This is a genomic window from Sporofaciens sp. JLR.KK001 (genome assembly GCF_036941055.1).
Classification (GTDB): domain Bacteria; phylum Bacillota; class Clostridia; order Lachnospirales; family Lachnospiraceae; genus Sporofaciens.
In genome coordinates this window covers 3,753,028-3,766,556 of the sequence record NZ_JAYMNO010000001.1, presented here as the reverse complement: position 1 = coordinate 3,766,556, position 13,529 = coordinate 3,753,028, and the positions used below count along the sequence as shown (strand labels likewise).

Genomic DNA, 13,529 nt, shown 5'->3' with positions numbered 1-13,529 from the left:
TGAGGTATGGGAGTGTTACGAGATTTTAATTACTACGAGGTCAAGGAATATATGTCGCGTGACAAGAATAAAGCCTCTGAGGCTCTGAATGATTTTATTAACCCAATGGAAGGGAAAAAGGTAGTATTTGTTGAAGATAAAGATGATAAGAAGAATGCAGATGGTGTATGCGGTCATTTAGTGGCCGTAGGTAATAGTGATTATAAGCCAAGGATTTATGAGAAGTTTATTAAGAGAATAGCTGATTTGGTTCTTTCTGGTATGGGTCTTGTTCTGTTATCACCAATTTATCTGGTTATTATCTTGGCGATAAAAGCTGATGATCCCGGGCCGGTGTTTTTTACGCAGAAAAGGGTTGGAAAAAACAAACGTTTTTTTAGGCTTCATAAATTCAGATCAATGAAGATGTCTACACCGCACGATGTTCCAACACATATGCTTGATAATCCGGATCAATATATTACTAAAGTAGGTCGCTTCATGCGACGGACCAGCATCGACGAATTGCCGCAGATTTGGGATATTTTCATGGGAAATATGTCCGTTATAGGACCAAGACCGGCACTATGGAATCAGGATGTTTTGGTGGCTGAAAGAGATAAATACAATGCAAATGATGTTAAGCCAGGACTTACCGGCTGGGCTCAGATCAATGGCAGAGATGAATTGGAAATCTCAGATAAAGCAAAGCTGGATGGAGAGTATGTGAAAAAAATCAGTTTTCTGTTTGATGTGAAATGTTTTATAGGAACGATTTTTTCTGTTGTTAAAAGCGATGGCGTTGTTGAGGGTGGAACAGGAGAGATGAAGAAGAAAATAGTACACGAGGAACAGAAATGAAACGAGTTCTGATTACTGGAGCTAAATCATATATAGGCGAGTCTGTTAGAGATTATCTCATGAACACATCGGACTTATATGAAGTTGAAATCAAGGACACCACGGGCTGGGAGCCGGTTATATCTGATTTCGATGGTTTTGATGTTGTTTTCAATGTTGCCGGTATTGCCCATATTAGGGAAACATTTGAGAACCGGTATTTGTACTATGAGGTCAACCGTGATTTGGTTATTAAGATAGCGAAGAAAGCGAAAGAAGCAGGTGTTAAGCAGTTTATATTGCTTTCTACAATGTCTGTGTATGGAATGACCACCGGTAGGATCACTAAAGACACGCCTGTGAATCCTGTGAATGCTTATGGCAAATCGAAGGTTGAAGCAGACGAGGCTATTGAAAAGATGGCAGATGATAGCTTTAAATTCGCTTGTCTGAGGCCGCCGATGGTCTATGGTAAGGGATGCAAGGGTAACTATCAGAGTCTTAGGAAGTTCGCTCTGAAGTCTCCTGTGTTTCCGAACTATCAAAATGAACGCTCTATGATCTACATCGGAAACCTGTGCGAGTTTGTAAAGGGATGTATCGACTTCGAGAGGTCTGGGCTATTCTTCCCACAGAATAGGGAATACACTAGAACATTGACCATGGTGAAGGAGATAGCGAATATTCACGGGAAGGAGATTAGGCTGACTAAAGCATTTAACTGGGCAGTAAAGATTTGCGGAGTAAATGTTGTTAAGAAGGTATTTGGTGATTTAGTTTACGAAAAGGTAGACACAGTTGGTAAATACGGGCTTAGCGAGAGTATAAGATTGACGGAGGATTAACTTGTGGCAATGGTAGAGAATAAGGGCAGTTCAAATCATTTAAAGCTTGAACATGTAATAAAACACAATCCGGTTATCCAAGGTTTATATAGATATGGCATGAGTGGTGTGTTTCAGTTATTTGGAAAGTTTATAAGAATAGATGACAATCTAGTTCTTATGAATGGTCATAGTTATAAGTACAATGATAGTCCACGAGCAATTTATCGCAAAATGTGTGAGCTTGGATTAGATAAGAAATATCATATCATATGGGCACTTAACGAACCAGATGGTGAGGATATTCCAGGCAATGCAGAGAAAATCAAAATGGACACATTTCAGTACTTTAAAACTGCACTTAAATCGAAATATTGGATTTCATGTGTTGGAATTGAGAGAGGGCTACATTTCAAGAAGAAAAAGCAGATTTATCTGAACACATGGCATGGAGCGGCAATTAATATTAGTGGCAATGGTGTTCCGGGTAGAAATGACTTTCATTGGGGACACATTGACTACTTCTGTATGTGTGGAAAGTTTGATGAACTCAATTTTGGTCGAGATATGGAATTGAACCCCAAATCATATCTTCGATGTGGATATCCAAGAAATGATGTATTGAGCAATGTTACTCCTATATTACAAAAAGAGGTTAGAAAGAAATTAGGGCTTTCAGAGGGAAAGAAGTATATCTTATACGCTCCTACATGGAGAGACAGTCAGGATGGTGGCGGTTCTTTTCAAATTGTTCCTCCAATAGACTGGAATAAATGGAGGGAAAAACTCGAAGATGAGTACATTGTCTTGCTGAGAACTCATCCCTATACTACAAAGCTTATGAATATGAAGTTTAATGATTTCGTATTAGACTTCACTTCATATCCAGAAGTGAATGACTTATTAATTGTTGCAGATATTCTTATATCTGATTATTCAAGTATTTTGCTCGATTACTGCATTACGGAGAAACCTATGATCTGCTTCGGATATGATATTGAGGAATATAAACGAGTTCGTGGTGGCTTTTACTATGATCTGGACAAGGAAATGCCGAATGGAGTAATGAAGAATGAAGACCAGATAATTGAGCATCTCCTGAATTTAGATTATGAGACAGAATGCGAAAAAACAAAATTCTTCAAAAAGAATCATTGTGAATACGAAAAGGGACATGCAACTATAGATTGTATTAATACAGTATTTGGAACAAACTATTAACGGAGGCGTACATGTTTAATTTTACAGTAGGACCGGTAATGTCAGATCCTGACATCATAGAAGTAGCTAATCATTCAACACCGTACTTCAGAACACCTGAGTTTTCGGAAATTATGAAAGAGAACGAGGCACTTGTTCTTAAGTTTTTTAATGCACCAGAAAATTCCAGATGCATCTTTCTAACAGCATCTGGGACAGGAGCGATGGAATCTTGTGTTATGAACGTTCTAAATGATCAAGACAAGGTTATTGTTATAAATGGTGGCAGCTTTGGTTATCGTTTTGTTGAACTGTGTCAGCTCCATAATCGTAATTATACAGAGGTAAGATGTGAATTTGGAAAACAACTGAAACGAGAACAGTTAAAGGGTCTTGAAGATCACACAGCATTTCTTGTCAATATGCATGAAACTTCTTCTGGCGTTCTCTACGATATGAAAATGATATCAGAATTCTGTAAAGAGAATGGAATACTATTGATTATTGATGCCATCTCAGCATTTTTATCTGATGAACTCGATATGGATGAACTTGGTGCGAGTGCTGTAATCACTGGTTCTCAGAAAGCTCTGGCAGTTCAGCCGGGTATTTCATTAGTTGTTCTTGCACCGAAGGCGCTTGAGCGAATATATAACAATGAGGAAGTTTGTATGTACCTTAGTATGAAAGAGGCTTTGAAAAACGGGGAGAGAGGGCAGACTCCGTTTACTCCTGCAGTAACAATTCTTCTCCAGATTAATAGAAGATTGCGCACAATTAATCAGGGGAGGGTACAGCAGGAGAGGACAAATATCGCTTCAGTGGCTGAGGACTTCAGAAACAACATAAAAGATTTACCATTTGAATTTGTTTCAGAGTCCCCATCCAATGCAGTTACCTGTCTTAGGCCAATTCATGGTGGGGCAAAAGAAATAGTCAGAATTCTTAAAGACGAATATCAGATTTGGGTATGTCCAAATGGTGGAGAGTTGGCAGATGAAGTTTTCCGTATTGGGCATATAGGATATATAACCAAAGAAGTTAATAAGAAACTGATTGATGCGCTGCATGATTTGAATCGTAGAGGGCTGCTATAGAGAAGTATCACTTTTCTCTCGGTTCTGGTAGCTGTAGCGATAGGGTGCTCCGAAAAGAGGTTAGAAACCTTGGAAGGAGACCACATGTACTACTTAGACCCAAAGGTTAAAAATATATACCGTATTTTTGATCAGAATGAGAGAAAAGATTACCTCAGGTTTGATTTGAACGAGAACCCAGGAGGAGTATCCGGAGACTTTACATTTTACAGAAGTTTTAGCTGAGTTCTCCGGAACTGATATCAGCCATCTCCATCTGTGTTTAGTCAATGGCTCAGCGGAAGGTATCCGTTATATCATTCAAGCATTCACAAGTCCTAATGAACGCATTGTTGGTGTAGTGCCATCTTACTTCATGCTTCAGGTTTATTCTGAAATGTATGGACGCAACTTTGTGAAGGTTCCGTACAATGAAGATTTGAGCATGGATGTGAATAATATCATCGAAGAAATGATGGATGATACGGAATTACTTATTTTGCTTAATTCCAATAATCCTATGGGCAATGTTTATTCGAATGAAGAGTTTGAGAGGATTTTGAGAGTAGCACAGGAAAAACAAATTATCGCGTGAGTATTGGTGAAGAAAAGTATATGAAGCAGTTTACGGCAGCATTAGAGGATATTGATTGCTGAAAGGAGAAAAAAGTCTGATATGACTAAAGTTATTACTTATGGAACATACGATTTATTGCACTACGGTCATATTAGACTGCTAGAAAGAGCGAAAGCACTTGGGGATTATCTCATTGTCGGAGTTACATCTGATGATTATGATAAGACAAGAGGAAAGATTAACAACAAGCAGTCTTTAATGGAAAGAGTCGCAGCAATAAGAGCTACGGGAATAGCTGATGAAGTAATCGCAGAAGAATATGATGGTCAGAAAATAGATGATATAAGAAAATATGGAGTCGATATCTTTGCTATTGGATCTGATTGGATCGGGAAATTCGACTATTTAGGTGAGTATTGTAAAGTTATTTATTTACCAAGAACAGAAGGAATATCAAGCTCCGAAATCCGTGCTAAGCAAAGTCATATTCGACTTGGATTAATCGGTGAAGCGGGGAGTGAATTAACTAGCATAGATAAGTTTGTGCGCGAATTGAAATATGTAAATGGTGCTGAAGCGATATGCGCTAATGTTAAAAATGAAGGGATAGCTTTTGAAGAGGATTTTGATGCAGTTATGGATTCGTCTGATGCTTTATATATAGCGTCACATCCAACAAAGCATTATGACCAAATAAAGAAAGCCCTGATAAACGGTACACATGTTCTTTGCGAAACTCCAATATCACTGTCAAAGGAGGAGTGTTCAGAACTATTCGAGCTTGCTGAAGCACACAACTGTATATTGATGGAAGGTGCAAAAACGGCGTACACCACAGCATTTGAGAGATTGGTTTTGCTGGCTAAAACAGGAAAGATTGGTGAAATAGTGTCCGTAGATGCGACTTGCACAAGTCAGAAAAACCTGAAGAGTTATAAGGAAAATGAAATTAACAATAATTGGAATACTATTACCGAATGGGGGCCATTAACACTTCTTGCCGTTTTTCAGGTTCTTGGTTGCGACTATAAAGATATACGAATTGAGACAAAACTCCTTCCAGAAACTAAAGACTTTGACATATTTACACGAGTGTCATTTATTTATGACAAAGCTGTAGCGAGTATTAAAGTTGCTAAAGGAGCAAAATCAGAAGGGGAATTAGTCATCACTGGAACTGAAGGATATATATATGTTCCTGCCCCCTGGTGGAAAACCGATTATTTTGAGATTAGGTATGAAAACCAATCTGATAATAAAAGGTATTTTTATCAGCTAGAAGGTGAAGGTATTCGTTATGAGATAGTTGCTTTTGTTAAAGCAATAGAGAATGGCAACGGATCATTTTATATAGGTCAGGATGTATCCAAAGCTATAGCTGGTGTAATGGAAGAGTATTACAAAGGGAAAAAAGTCCTACTTATATAGGACTCTTGAGGTTGGAGATTAGAAATGAGATTATTGTTTGGCTTTGATATAGGCTTTGATAGAGGTGGACCATCAGTTCATCTATTACAGGATGTGCTGAGAGCGGCATTGAACAAGGGGCATGATGTCAATGTTATTCTTAAAAGCACAGGTGGACCAGATAAGGAAATGCCGGAGGAGTTTTCTGCGAATCAAGATTTCCATTACACAATTATCAAAGACAATGCAAAAAAAGGCGGATTCTTTTCTCGATATTTAAATGAAGTTAAGTATGCAAAGCAATGCGGTGATATAGCTGGTAAGCAAGGAAAATATGATGTTGTGTTTCTTCAATCAAATGTGGTCGCATATTTCTATATGAGAAAGCTGAGGAAACTTGATTGCAGAATTGTATTCAATGTTCAGGACATCTTTCCTTACAATCTTAAGTTTTCCGGGCAGTTGCCGATGGCTGGTATTACTTTCCCAATATTTAGAAAGCTCCAGAACATGGCTTATAAAAAGGCCGATACGATTATTACCATTTCAGACGATATGAAGCAGACATTAGTCGAGGATGGTGTAGATGCCGATAAGATTGAGGTTGTTTATAACTGGAGCTATGCAGATACACCGATAACATTAGAAAGCATTGATCCGAAGAATGTATTTGATCTGCATCTTGATCACAGTAAGTTTAATGTGGTCTATGCCGGAAACATAGGCAAAATGCAGAATGTCGAGTTGGTGGCAGAAACTGCCATAAAGATGAAAGAAAACCCGAATGTTCATTTCTATATTATAGGTGATGGAGCAAACAAGGCACACATTGAGGAAATGACAAAAGGGATTGATAACATAACGCTTCTGCCTATGCAACCATCAAGGTATGCGGAGAGTATATATGCACAGGCTGATGTGAACATTATTCCTTTAATGCCCGGTGGAATAAAGACAGCTTTGCCGAGTAAGACAGCGACGGTCTTAAGAACAAACAGGCCGGTTGTGTTTTGTATTGATAGAAATTCTCTTTTTTCAAAAAAGTTTAGTCAGGCTGAGGGAGTTTATTTTTCCGATTGTAGATTGCCGGATACACTTGAGATGGAGATTTACAGTGTGATGGAAAAAAACAATAGAGTTTGTAGTAGAGAGCAGAATTCCTTTATTTTTCAGAAAAATGCATCTGAGTACATTGATATAATGATAAAGATTGTGTAGTTACGGAGAGATAGATAGCCAATGAAAGTATTGCAAATCAACACAATTGCTGGAACAGGAAGTACTGGCAGAATTACAGAAGATATATTAGAAATGTTATTGTCTCATGGTAAAGATGGATGCATTGCGGTATCGATTGACAATTCGAGTGAAAATTATGCCAATAAAGTATATCAGATTGGCCAAAAAACATACTCTAGATATTTTCATGCACTTGCAGCAAGGTTTACAGATCGGTGTGGTTTTTTCTCATCTACGGCTACACAAGAATTAATAACATATGTTCAGGAAGAAAAATTTGATATTATTCATTTACATAATCTCCATGGCTATTACATTAATCTTCCGATTTTAATTAACGAACTAAATAGAATGTCTGTAAAGATTGTCTGGACATTTCATGATTGCTGGCCTATCACGGGACATTGCACATATTTTGACTATGTCGGATGTATGAAATGGAAAACGCAGTGCAATCAGTGTCAACAAAAGAGCAAGTACCCTAAATCGATAATTATAGACAGATCTAAGAAAAACTACTTAGATAAAAAGAGACTATTTAATAAGTTAGATTGTGTAATTGTAACACCGTCTAAGTGGTTAAAAACAGTATGCAAGCAATCCTTTCTTGCAAAAAAAACCATAGAAGTGATTCCGAATGGCGTGGACTTAAAAACATTTTACCCTAGGGAAACATCGCATTTAAGGGAACGGTATGGTCTTGAAAATAAGTTCGTAGTAATGGCGGTTAGTGCGCGTTGGATGATGTATGATCCAGATGATAGAAAGGGATTAAAAGATATTATAAAGTTGTCAAAGATTCTTGATGATACATATCAAATAGTTATTGTCGGATTTTTGAATGATAAGGCAATGAAAGGTTTGCCAAAAAACATAATGGGTGTAAAAAGGACAAACTCTCTCGAAGAACTTGCAGAATGGTATTCTTTAGGTGATGTTTTTATCAATCCAACAAAAGAAGAAGTCCTTGGAATGGTAAATATTGAATCCTTAGCTTGTGGAACACCTGTATTGACTTATGACTCAGGTGGAAGTCCGGAGACAATAACTAATGAAACTGGTATGGTTATCAAAAAAGGTGACATCAGAGAATTGGCGAAAGCAATTAAAAAGTGTAAACATAATAATTTTACAAGGGATGACTGCATACAGAGAGCGCAAAACTATGAAAAATTAGCGTGTTATGAAAGATACTATGATCTGTATCAACGCATATTAAATTCTTAGTAAGAATGGCGTTCATTAAGTGGAGGACAATGTATGAAAATTGTACATGTTGAGGATGTTTTTCACCCAGATACGGGTTATCAGCTGAATCTTCTTTCCAAATACATGGTTGCTGCTGGAAATGATGTAACAATTATTACGGCAGAGACAGATAAATTACCAAAGGAATTTATGTTTTTTTTTGGAGCGGAAAAAATAAAAGAGCGCGACAATGAGTTTACGGAGAGATATGGAGTTAAAATTATAAGAATCCCAACAAAGGGATACTATAGTGGGCGAGTTTTTTTATCTAACAAACTATATAAGACAGTTAGAGAAGAACAGCCCGATGTCGTTTATGTACATGGAAATGATACTGTGACGGCAATGAGATATTTACTACATAGAAAAAGTATGAATTATCCACTTGTATTGGACAGTCACATGTTGGAAATGGCAGCCAAAAACAGATTTAGGAAAGTTTTTAGAAAGTTTTATCGGATGTTCTTTACGCCTATAATTGTAAAAAATAATATCCCAGTCATTCGCACACAGGATAGTAATTTTATTGAAAAAGCATATAGAATACCACTAACAAATGCTCCTTGGATTTCTACAGGTTCAGATACTATGCTTTTCAAGCCAGATGAAGTAATTAACAACCAAATGCGCATTGCAAATTCAATTGCAGACGATACATATGTAGTTACATACGCGGGGAAACTGGATGAAGCTAAGGGTGGGATGTTATTAGCGGACGCATTATTAGATCGATTTGAGTGTGATCGCGACATTGTTTTCGTCATTATTGGGAGTGCAACTGGGAATTATGGAAAGATGGTGGAACAAAGATTTTCCGAGTCGCAAAATAGGATACTCCGTTTTCCAACACAGAAATACGTGGATTTAGCAAAATATTTCCAAATGTCCGATTTGATTGTGTTCCCGAAGCAATGTAGCTTGAGCTTTTATGACGCTCAGGCTTGTGGAGTGCCTGTTGTTTTTGAGGAAAATGAAATCAATTCAAAACGAGCGATGTATAAGAGCGCAGTAACGTTTACCAGCGATAGTAGCGAGGACATGAGAAATAAAATAGCAGATATGGCGAATCTGCCAGAGGATGAATATATTAAGATGAGTGAAGTGGCTTTTAATATGATAAAGGAATCGTATGATTACAAAGATATATGTGATATTTATATGAAAGTAATTGATCAAGAAATTGAGAAGTATGAACATTTAAGCTGAATTGAGTCTTGTGTATTTATTGCTGTGACTAGATGGTGTATGCGCTAAAGAGCTTAAAATGTTTAGGTGTTAGTCAAAAACTATGTTGGTCTTGTTGGGTGAAGAGATTGTTGAACCCTCAAAGTAGTGTCATATGATTATTTAATGAAGTATGAGGTGATAATCATATGAAAAATAAAATGAATAGTTGGTTTGTTGGCGTATAGGAGGTAGTTATTACAATGTTAATAATTAAAATACGAAACAATAAAATATGGCCATGGCTATTATTATATACAGGAACGACAATTTTTATATATTTGTTCTCAGTGTCACCTTTGTTTAGCTACTCATACTTAACAACACATATTAATATGCAAAAATGTATTATTTGTTTTCTTCTTTACATAATAACGCTATTATGCCTTCCAAAGGATGTGAAAAGAGCATCTACTTACTTATTTTATTTAATATATCTTATAACATATGTTCCAACATTAATGTACACATGGATGAATAATGAGGACATAAGATATATCGTGTACCTCACAATCAGCATTCTAACAATAGAAGTTTTGATTAGAAAATTCAAAGGAATATCATTGTCGGTACCGCATGTGGATCATTTATTTCTTTTAATATTTGGAGTATATATTATATCCTCCCTTTTTCTTGTTATCAGAAATGGGGGCATAAATCCAAATACTCTTCTGATTTCTCGAGTATCATCAACAAGAGAAGGTATTGAAGGAGGAGTTTGGGGGTATTTGCTGAATTGGTGTGCAAAATCATTTAGTCCTATGCTTTTTGCGTATTTTGCATACAAAAAAAAATGGCTTTGGGTTTCTGTCGTCTGTGTTATACAAGCGTTATTATATTTTTCGTTTGGGTTTAAGGCGTTTCTATTTTCAATTGCTCTCTTAATTCTTATTTCGTATGTATTAAGAAAAGGAACTGATTATTTTAGGTTGATGCCAGGATTTTTCGCATTAATAAATATTATTTCTTATTTTTTTTATAAATTCGATATCTCAAAATTGCCTTTATTTACTTTCGCCTATAGGACATTATTTATACCAGCTCAAACTCAATTTCAATACTTTAATTTCTTCTCAACTAATAAGCATCTGCTTTTTTCTGAAGGAATTATTGGAAGGTTGTTTGGAATAAAATATCCATATTCAATGCCAATAGGTTACATCGTAAATCAATCAGTGTATGGAGCGAATCATTATAGTAACGGAAATACAGGCATATTTGCTTATGGATATGCTGATTGTGGATTGTTTGGTATGATTCTTGCGTCGTTTGTGCTTGTAAGCATTTTTTTAATCGTTGATGGATTAACAAAAAAATTACCACTTCATATTGTTGTTGCTGCAATGTCTTATCAAATGTTTATTTTGAATGATACAAATATTTTAATCTCACTTAACACAGGAGGGATACTATGGACTGTGCTTTTGCTTATTATCATTGATCCAGTTATTTCTCGGAATAATAACGATAGCATATCAAACAATAAACTACTTAAATCAATATTGACATAGGTAATAAAGGAGAATGAATCAAATGATTAATGTAATTGGTCTCGGGTATATTGGACTTCCTACGGCCCTCATGATGGCATCTCATGGTGTAGAGGTTATCGGTACGGACTCTAACAAAGAACTTGTCGCAACTCTGAATGTCGGTCATGCGACTTTCAAAGAGGGCGGCCTTGACGAACTGTTCCAGGATGCTCTAAAAGCTGGGATTAAGTTTACTACGGAGTATCAGGTAACGGATACTTATATTGTTTCTGTTCCGACTCCCTACGACAAATTTAGCAAAAAAGTTGACGCTTGTTATGTTGTGGCTGCTGTTATAGACGTTTTAAAGGTAGCTCCTAAAGGTGCAACACTGGTTGTAGAATCGACCGTGTCACCTGGAACTATCGAAAAGAGCGTAAGACCAGTGTTAGTGGAGGAGAACAGAGAGGACATTAACCTTGTCCATGCTCCAGAGCGCATTATCCCCGGTAATATGGTGTATGAGCTATTGCATAACAACCGTACCATCGGCGTAGATGATAAAGCCATCGGTGCAAAGGTGAAGGACTTGTACGCCTCGTTCTGCCAGGGCGAGATCGTTGTGACCGACATCAAAACGGCTGAGATGACCAAGGTTGTGGAGAATACATTTCGTGCAGTCAATATCGCTTTTGCCAATGAGCTAGCGAAGATCTGTCGCCACGATAACATGGATGTCTACGAGATCATCAAAATATGCAACATGCATCCTCGTGTTAACATTCTGCAGCCGGGCCCTGGTGTTGGTGGTCACTGCATTTCAGTCGATCCATGGTTCCTTGTAGGTGATTATCCGTCTCTGGCAAAAGTCATCGATGAATCTATGAAGACTAACGACGGTATGCCTGATTTTGTCCTTAACCGGATTTATGAAATCATGAAGGAAAAGGGCATGACTGACATTACGAGAGTTGGATTGTACGGTCTTACCTATAAAGAGAATGTGGATGATATGCGCGCGTCTCCTACGTTGCAGTTGTTGGAAAGCCAGGAACGTCACCTTGCGACAGGGCTGAAGGTCTACGATCCCTTCATTACGAAGGATGTAGTAGCTAACCAGTATCATGACTTGGACACCTTTCTTTCTGCTGTCGATTTCGTGGTCATCATGGTTAAGCACAACGAGATTAAGGAAAACATAGATAAGTTGGCGGGGAAGATCGTTCTGGACTGCTACAATATTTGCAAACAAGAAGGTACTTATCGTATTTAAAATTCAAAGGAGAAAAAGCGACATGAAAAAGGTGATGCTAGTCTTTGGGACCAGACCAGAGGCAATCAAGATTTGCCCACTTGTCAATGAATTGAAAACGAGAAAGGGTATTCAGACTGTGGTTTGTGTCACAGCCCAGCATCGTCAAATGCTCGATCAGGTGTTGGAGACATTCAACGTTGTTCCAGATTACGATCTAAATATAATGAAAGACCGTCAGACGCTGTTCGATATAACCACAGCCGTTTTGAACAGTATCAAAGAGGTGCTGGAAAAAGAGAAGCCGGACGTAGTTCTCGTCCACGGTGATACCTCCACAACATTTGTCACAGCTCTTGCTTGTTTCTACCTCCAACTCCCGGTTGGACATGTCGAGGCAGGACTACGGACTTATAATATATACTCACCATACCCGGAGGAATTTAATCGAGAAGCCGTGAGCATTGTATCACAATACAATTTTGCTCCAACACCTTTATCTCGCCAGAATCTTCTGAATGAAGGACGCAAGGCTGAGAATGTATATGTGACCGGAAACACCGTTATTGATGCCATGCAGCACACGGTTCGAGAGGATTACACACATCCTGAACTTGACTGGGTAGGCGATGGTAAGCTTATTTTTATAACGGCACATAGAAGAGAGAATCTTGGAGAACCAATGCATTGCATGTTTAGAGCTATCCGTCGTGTTCTTGATGAGCATCCTGAGTGTAAAGCGGTTTATCCGATCCATATGAATCCGCTTGTTCGTCAAGCCGCTGAGGAGGAATTGGGCGGATGTGATCAGATTCATATTATAGAGCCGATTGAAGTGTTCGATTGTCACAATTTTGAAGCCCGGAGCTTCCTGTGTTTAACAGACTCTGGCGGAATTCAGGAAGAGTGCCCTTCATACGGAGTTCCTGTTCTCGTTATGAGAGATACTACTGAAAGGCCTGAAGGTGTTGATGCTGGCACTCTGAAGTTGGTTGGTACAGATGAGGAGACGATATATAGGACATTCAAGCTTTTACTTGAGTGCGAGGAAGAATATAACAAGATGAGTCACGCTTGTAATCCTTATGGCGATGGATATGCTTGTGAAAGAATTGCTGACATTCTGGAAGGTAAGGAGTACAGTCCTTGGATACCTGGCTAAAGAGGAGCAGTTAATGAAAGAAAAGACTA

The 13,529-nt window shown here is 37.8% G+C and carries 13 protein-coding genes; all 13 read left to right on the top strand.

Annotated features, from left to right (window positions below; translation table 11 throughout):
- Nucleotides 1-12: 12 nt before the first annotated feature.
- The 13 genes from VSQ62_RS19150 to wecB all read left to right on the top strand — a co-directional run bounded on the left by VSQ62_RS19150 (nucleotide 13) and on the right by wecB (nucleotide 13,500).
- A complete protein-coding gene (locus tag VSQ62_RS19150) occupies nucleotides 13-840 on the top strand; it encodes a sugar transferase (RefSeq protein WP_334636371.1) in 828 nt (275 codons plus the stop codon).
- Nucleotides 837-1,664: an NAD-dependent epimerase/dehydratase family protein gene (locus VSQ62_RS19145; protein ID WP_334636369.1), complete on the top strand. Its 828-nt coding sequence runs from the start codon at nucleotides 837-839 to the stop codon at nucleotides 1,662-1,664. Before VSQ62_RS19150 ends, VSQ62_RS19145 begins: the two co-directional genes overlap by 4 nt.
- A 9-nt stretch (nucleotides 1,665-1,673) precedes the next feature.
- Nucleotides 1,674-2,864 (top strand): CDP-glycerol glycerophosphotransferase family protein, encoded by a 1,191-nt coding sequence (locus VSQ62_RS19140; protein WP_334637714.1) that lies wholly within the window; start codon nucleotides 1,674-1,676, stop codon nucleotides 2,862-2,864.
- Nucleotides 2,865-2,875: 11 nt separating this feature from the next.
- Nucleotides 2,876-3,940: a pyridoxal-phosphate-dependent aminotransferase family protein gene (locus VSQ62_RS19135; RefSeq protein WP_334636367.1), complete on the top strand. Its 1,065-nt coding sequence runs from the start codon at nucleotides 2,876-2,878 to the stop codon at nucleotides 3,938-3,940.
- 69 nt (nucleotides 3,941-4,009) lie between these two features.
- Nucleotides 4,010-4,165, top strand: a complete 156-nt coding sequence (locus tag VSQ62_RS19130; RefSeq protein WP_334636366.1) for a hypothetical protein — start codon at nucleotides 4,010-4,012, stop codon at nucleotides 4,163-4,165.
- Nucleotides 4,166-4,181: 16 nt separating this feature from the next.
- Complete coding sequence (locus VSQ62_RS19125) at nucleotides 4,182-4,514, top strand: aminotransferase class I/II-fold pyridoxal phosphate-dependent enzyme (protein ID WP_334637712.1); 333 nt, start codon at nucleotides 4,182-4,184, stop codon at nucleotides 4,512-4,514.
- An 81-nt stretch (nucleotides 4,515-4,595) separates the two neighbouring features.
- Entirely contained in the window at nucleotides 4,596-5,924 is a 1,329-nt protein-coding gene (locus VSQ62_RS19120) for an adenylyltransferase/cytidyltransferase family protein (protein WP_334636365.1), read from the top strand.
- A 24-nt stretch (nucleotides 5,925-5,948) separates the two neighbouring features.
- Nucleotides 5,949-7,121 (top strand): glycosyltransferase family 4 protein, encoded by a 1,173-nt coding sequence (locus VSQ62_RS19115; RefSeq protein WP_334636364.1) that lies wholly within the window; start codon nucleotides 5,949-5,951, stop codon nucleotides 7,119-7,121.
- A gap of 21 nt (nucleotides 7,122-7,142) precedes the next feature.
- Nucleotides 7,143-8,369: a glycosyltransferase gene (locus tag VSQ62_RS19110; RefSeq protein WP_334636363.1), complete on the top strand. Its 1,227-nt coding sequence runs from the start codon at nucleotides 7,143-7,145 to the stop codon at nucleotides 8,367-8,369.
- 33 nt (nucleotides 8,370-8,402) lie between these two features.
- Nucleotides 8,403-9,596 carry a glycosyltransferase gene (locus VSQ62_RS19105; protein ID WP_334636362.1) on the top strand — a complete coding sequence of 398 codons (1,194 nt, stop codon included), beginning with the start codon at nucleotides 8,403-8,405 and terminating at the stop codon, nucleotides 9,594-9,596.
- Nucleotides 9,597-9,817: 221 nt separating this feature from the next.
- Nucleotides 9,818-11,125: a hypothetical protein gene (locus VSQ62_RS19100; RefSeq protein WP_334636361.1), complete on the top strand. Its 1,308-nt coding sequence runs from the start codon at nucleotides 9,818-9,820 to the stop codon at nucleotides 11,123-11,125.
- A gap of 22 nt (nucleotides 11,126-11,147) precedes the next feature.
- A complete protein-coding gene (locus VSQ62_RS19095) occupies nucleotides 11,148-12,359 on the top strand; it encodes a nucleotide sugar dehydrogenase (RefSeq protein WP_334636360.1) in 1,212 nt (403 codons plus the stop codon).
- Nucleotides 12,360-12,381: 22 nt separating this feature from the next.
- On the top strand, nucleotides 12,382-13,500 hold the full coding sequence (gene wecB, locus VSQ62_RS19090; RefSeq protein ID WP_334636359.1) for a non-hydrolyzing UDP-N-acetylglucosamine 2-epimerase: 1,119 nt from the start codon (nucleotides 12,382-12,384) through the stop codon (nucleotides 13,498-13,500).
- Nucleotides 13,501-13,529 lie beyond the last annotated feature (29 nt).

Coding starts and splice junctions, on each gene's coding strand:
- wecB (WP_334636359.1), top strand. CDS start 12,382: ATGAAAAAGGTGATGCTAGTCTTTGGGACCAGACCAGAGGCAATCAAG.
- VSQ62_RS19115 (WP_334636364.1), top strand. CDS start 5,949: ATGAGATTATTGTTTGGCTTTGATATAGGCTTTGATAGAGGTGGACCA.
- VSQ62_RS19105 (WP_334636362.1), top strand. CDS start 8,403: ATGAAAATTGTACATGTTGAGGATGTTTTTCACCCAGATACGGGTTAT.
- VSQ62_RS19135 (WP_334636367.1), top strand. CDS start 2,876: ATGTTTAATTTTACAGTAGGACCGGTAATGTCAGATCCTGACATCATA.
- VSQ62_RS19110 (WP_334636363.1), top strand. CDS start 7,143: ATGAAAGTATTGCAAATCAACACAATTGCTGGAACAGGAAGTACTGGC.
- VSQ62_RS19095 (WP_334636360.1), top strand. CDS start 11,148: ATGATTAATGTAATTGGTCTCGGGTATATTGGACTTCCTACGGCCCTC.
- VSQ62_RS19140 (WP_334637714.1), top strand. CDS start 1,674: ATGGTAGAGAATAAGGGCAGTTCAAATCATTTAAAGCTTGAACATGTA.
- VSQ62_RS19100 (WP_334636361.1), top strand. CDS start 9,818: ATGTTAATAATTAAAATACGAAACAATAAAATATGGCCATGGCTATTA.
- VSQ62_RS19145 (WP_334636369.1), top strand. CDS start 837: ATGAAACGAGTTCTGATTACTGGAGCTAAATCATATATAGGCGAGTCT.
- VSQ62_RS19120 (WP_334636365.1), top strand. CDS start 4,596: ATGACTAAAGTTATTACTTATGGAACATACGATTTATTGCACTACGGT.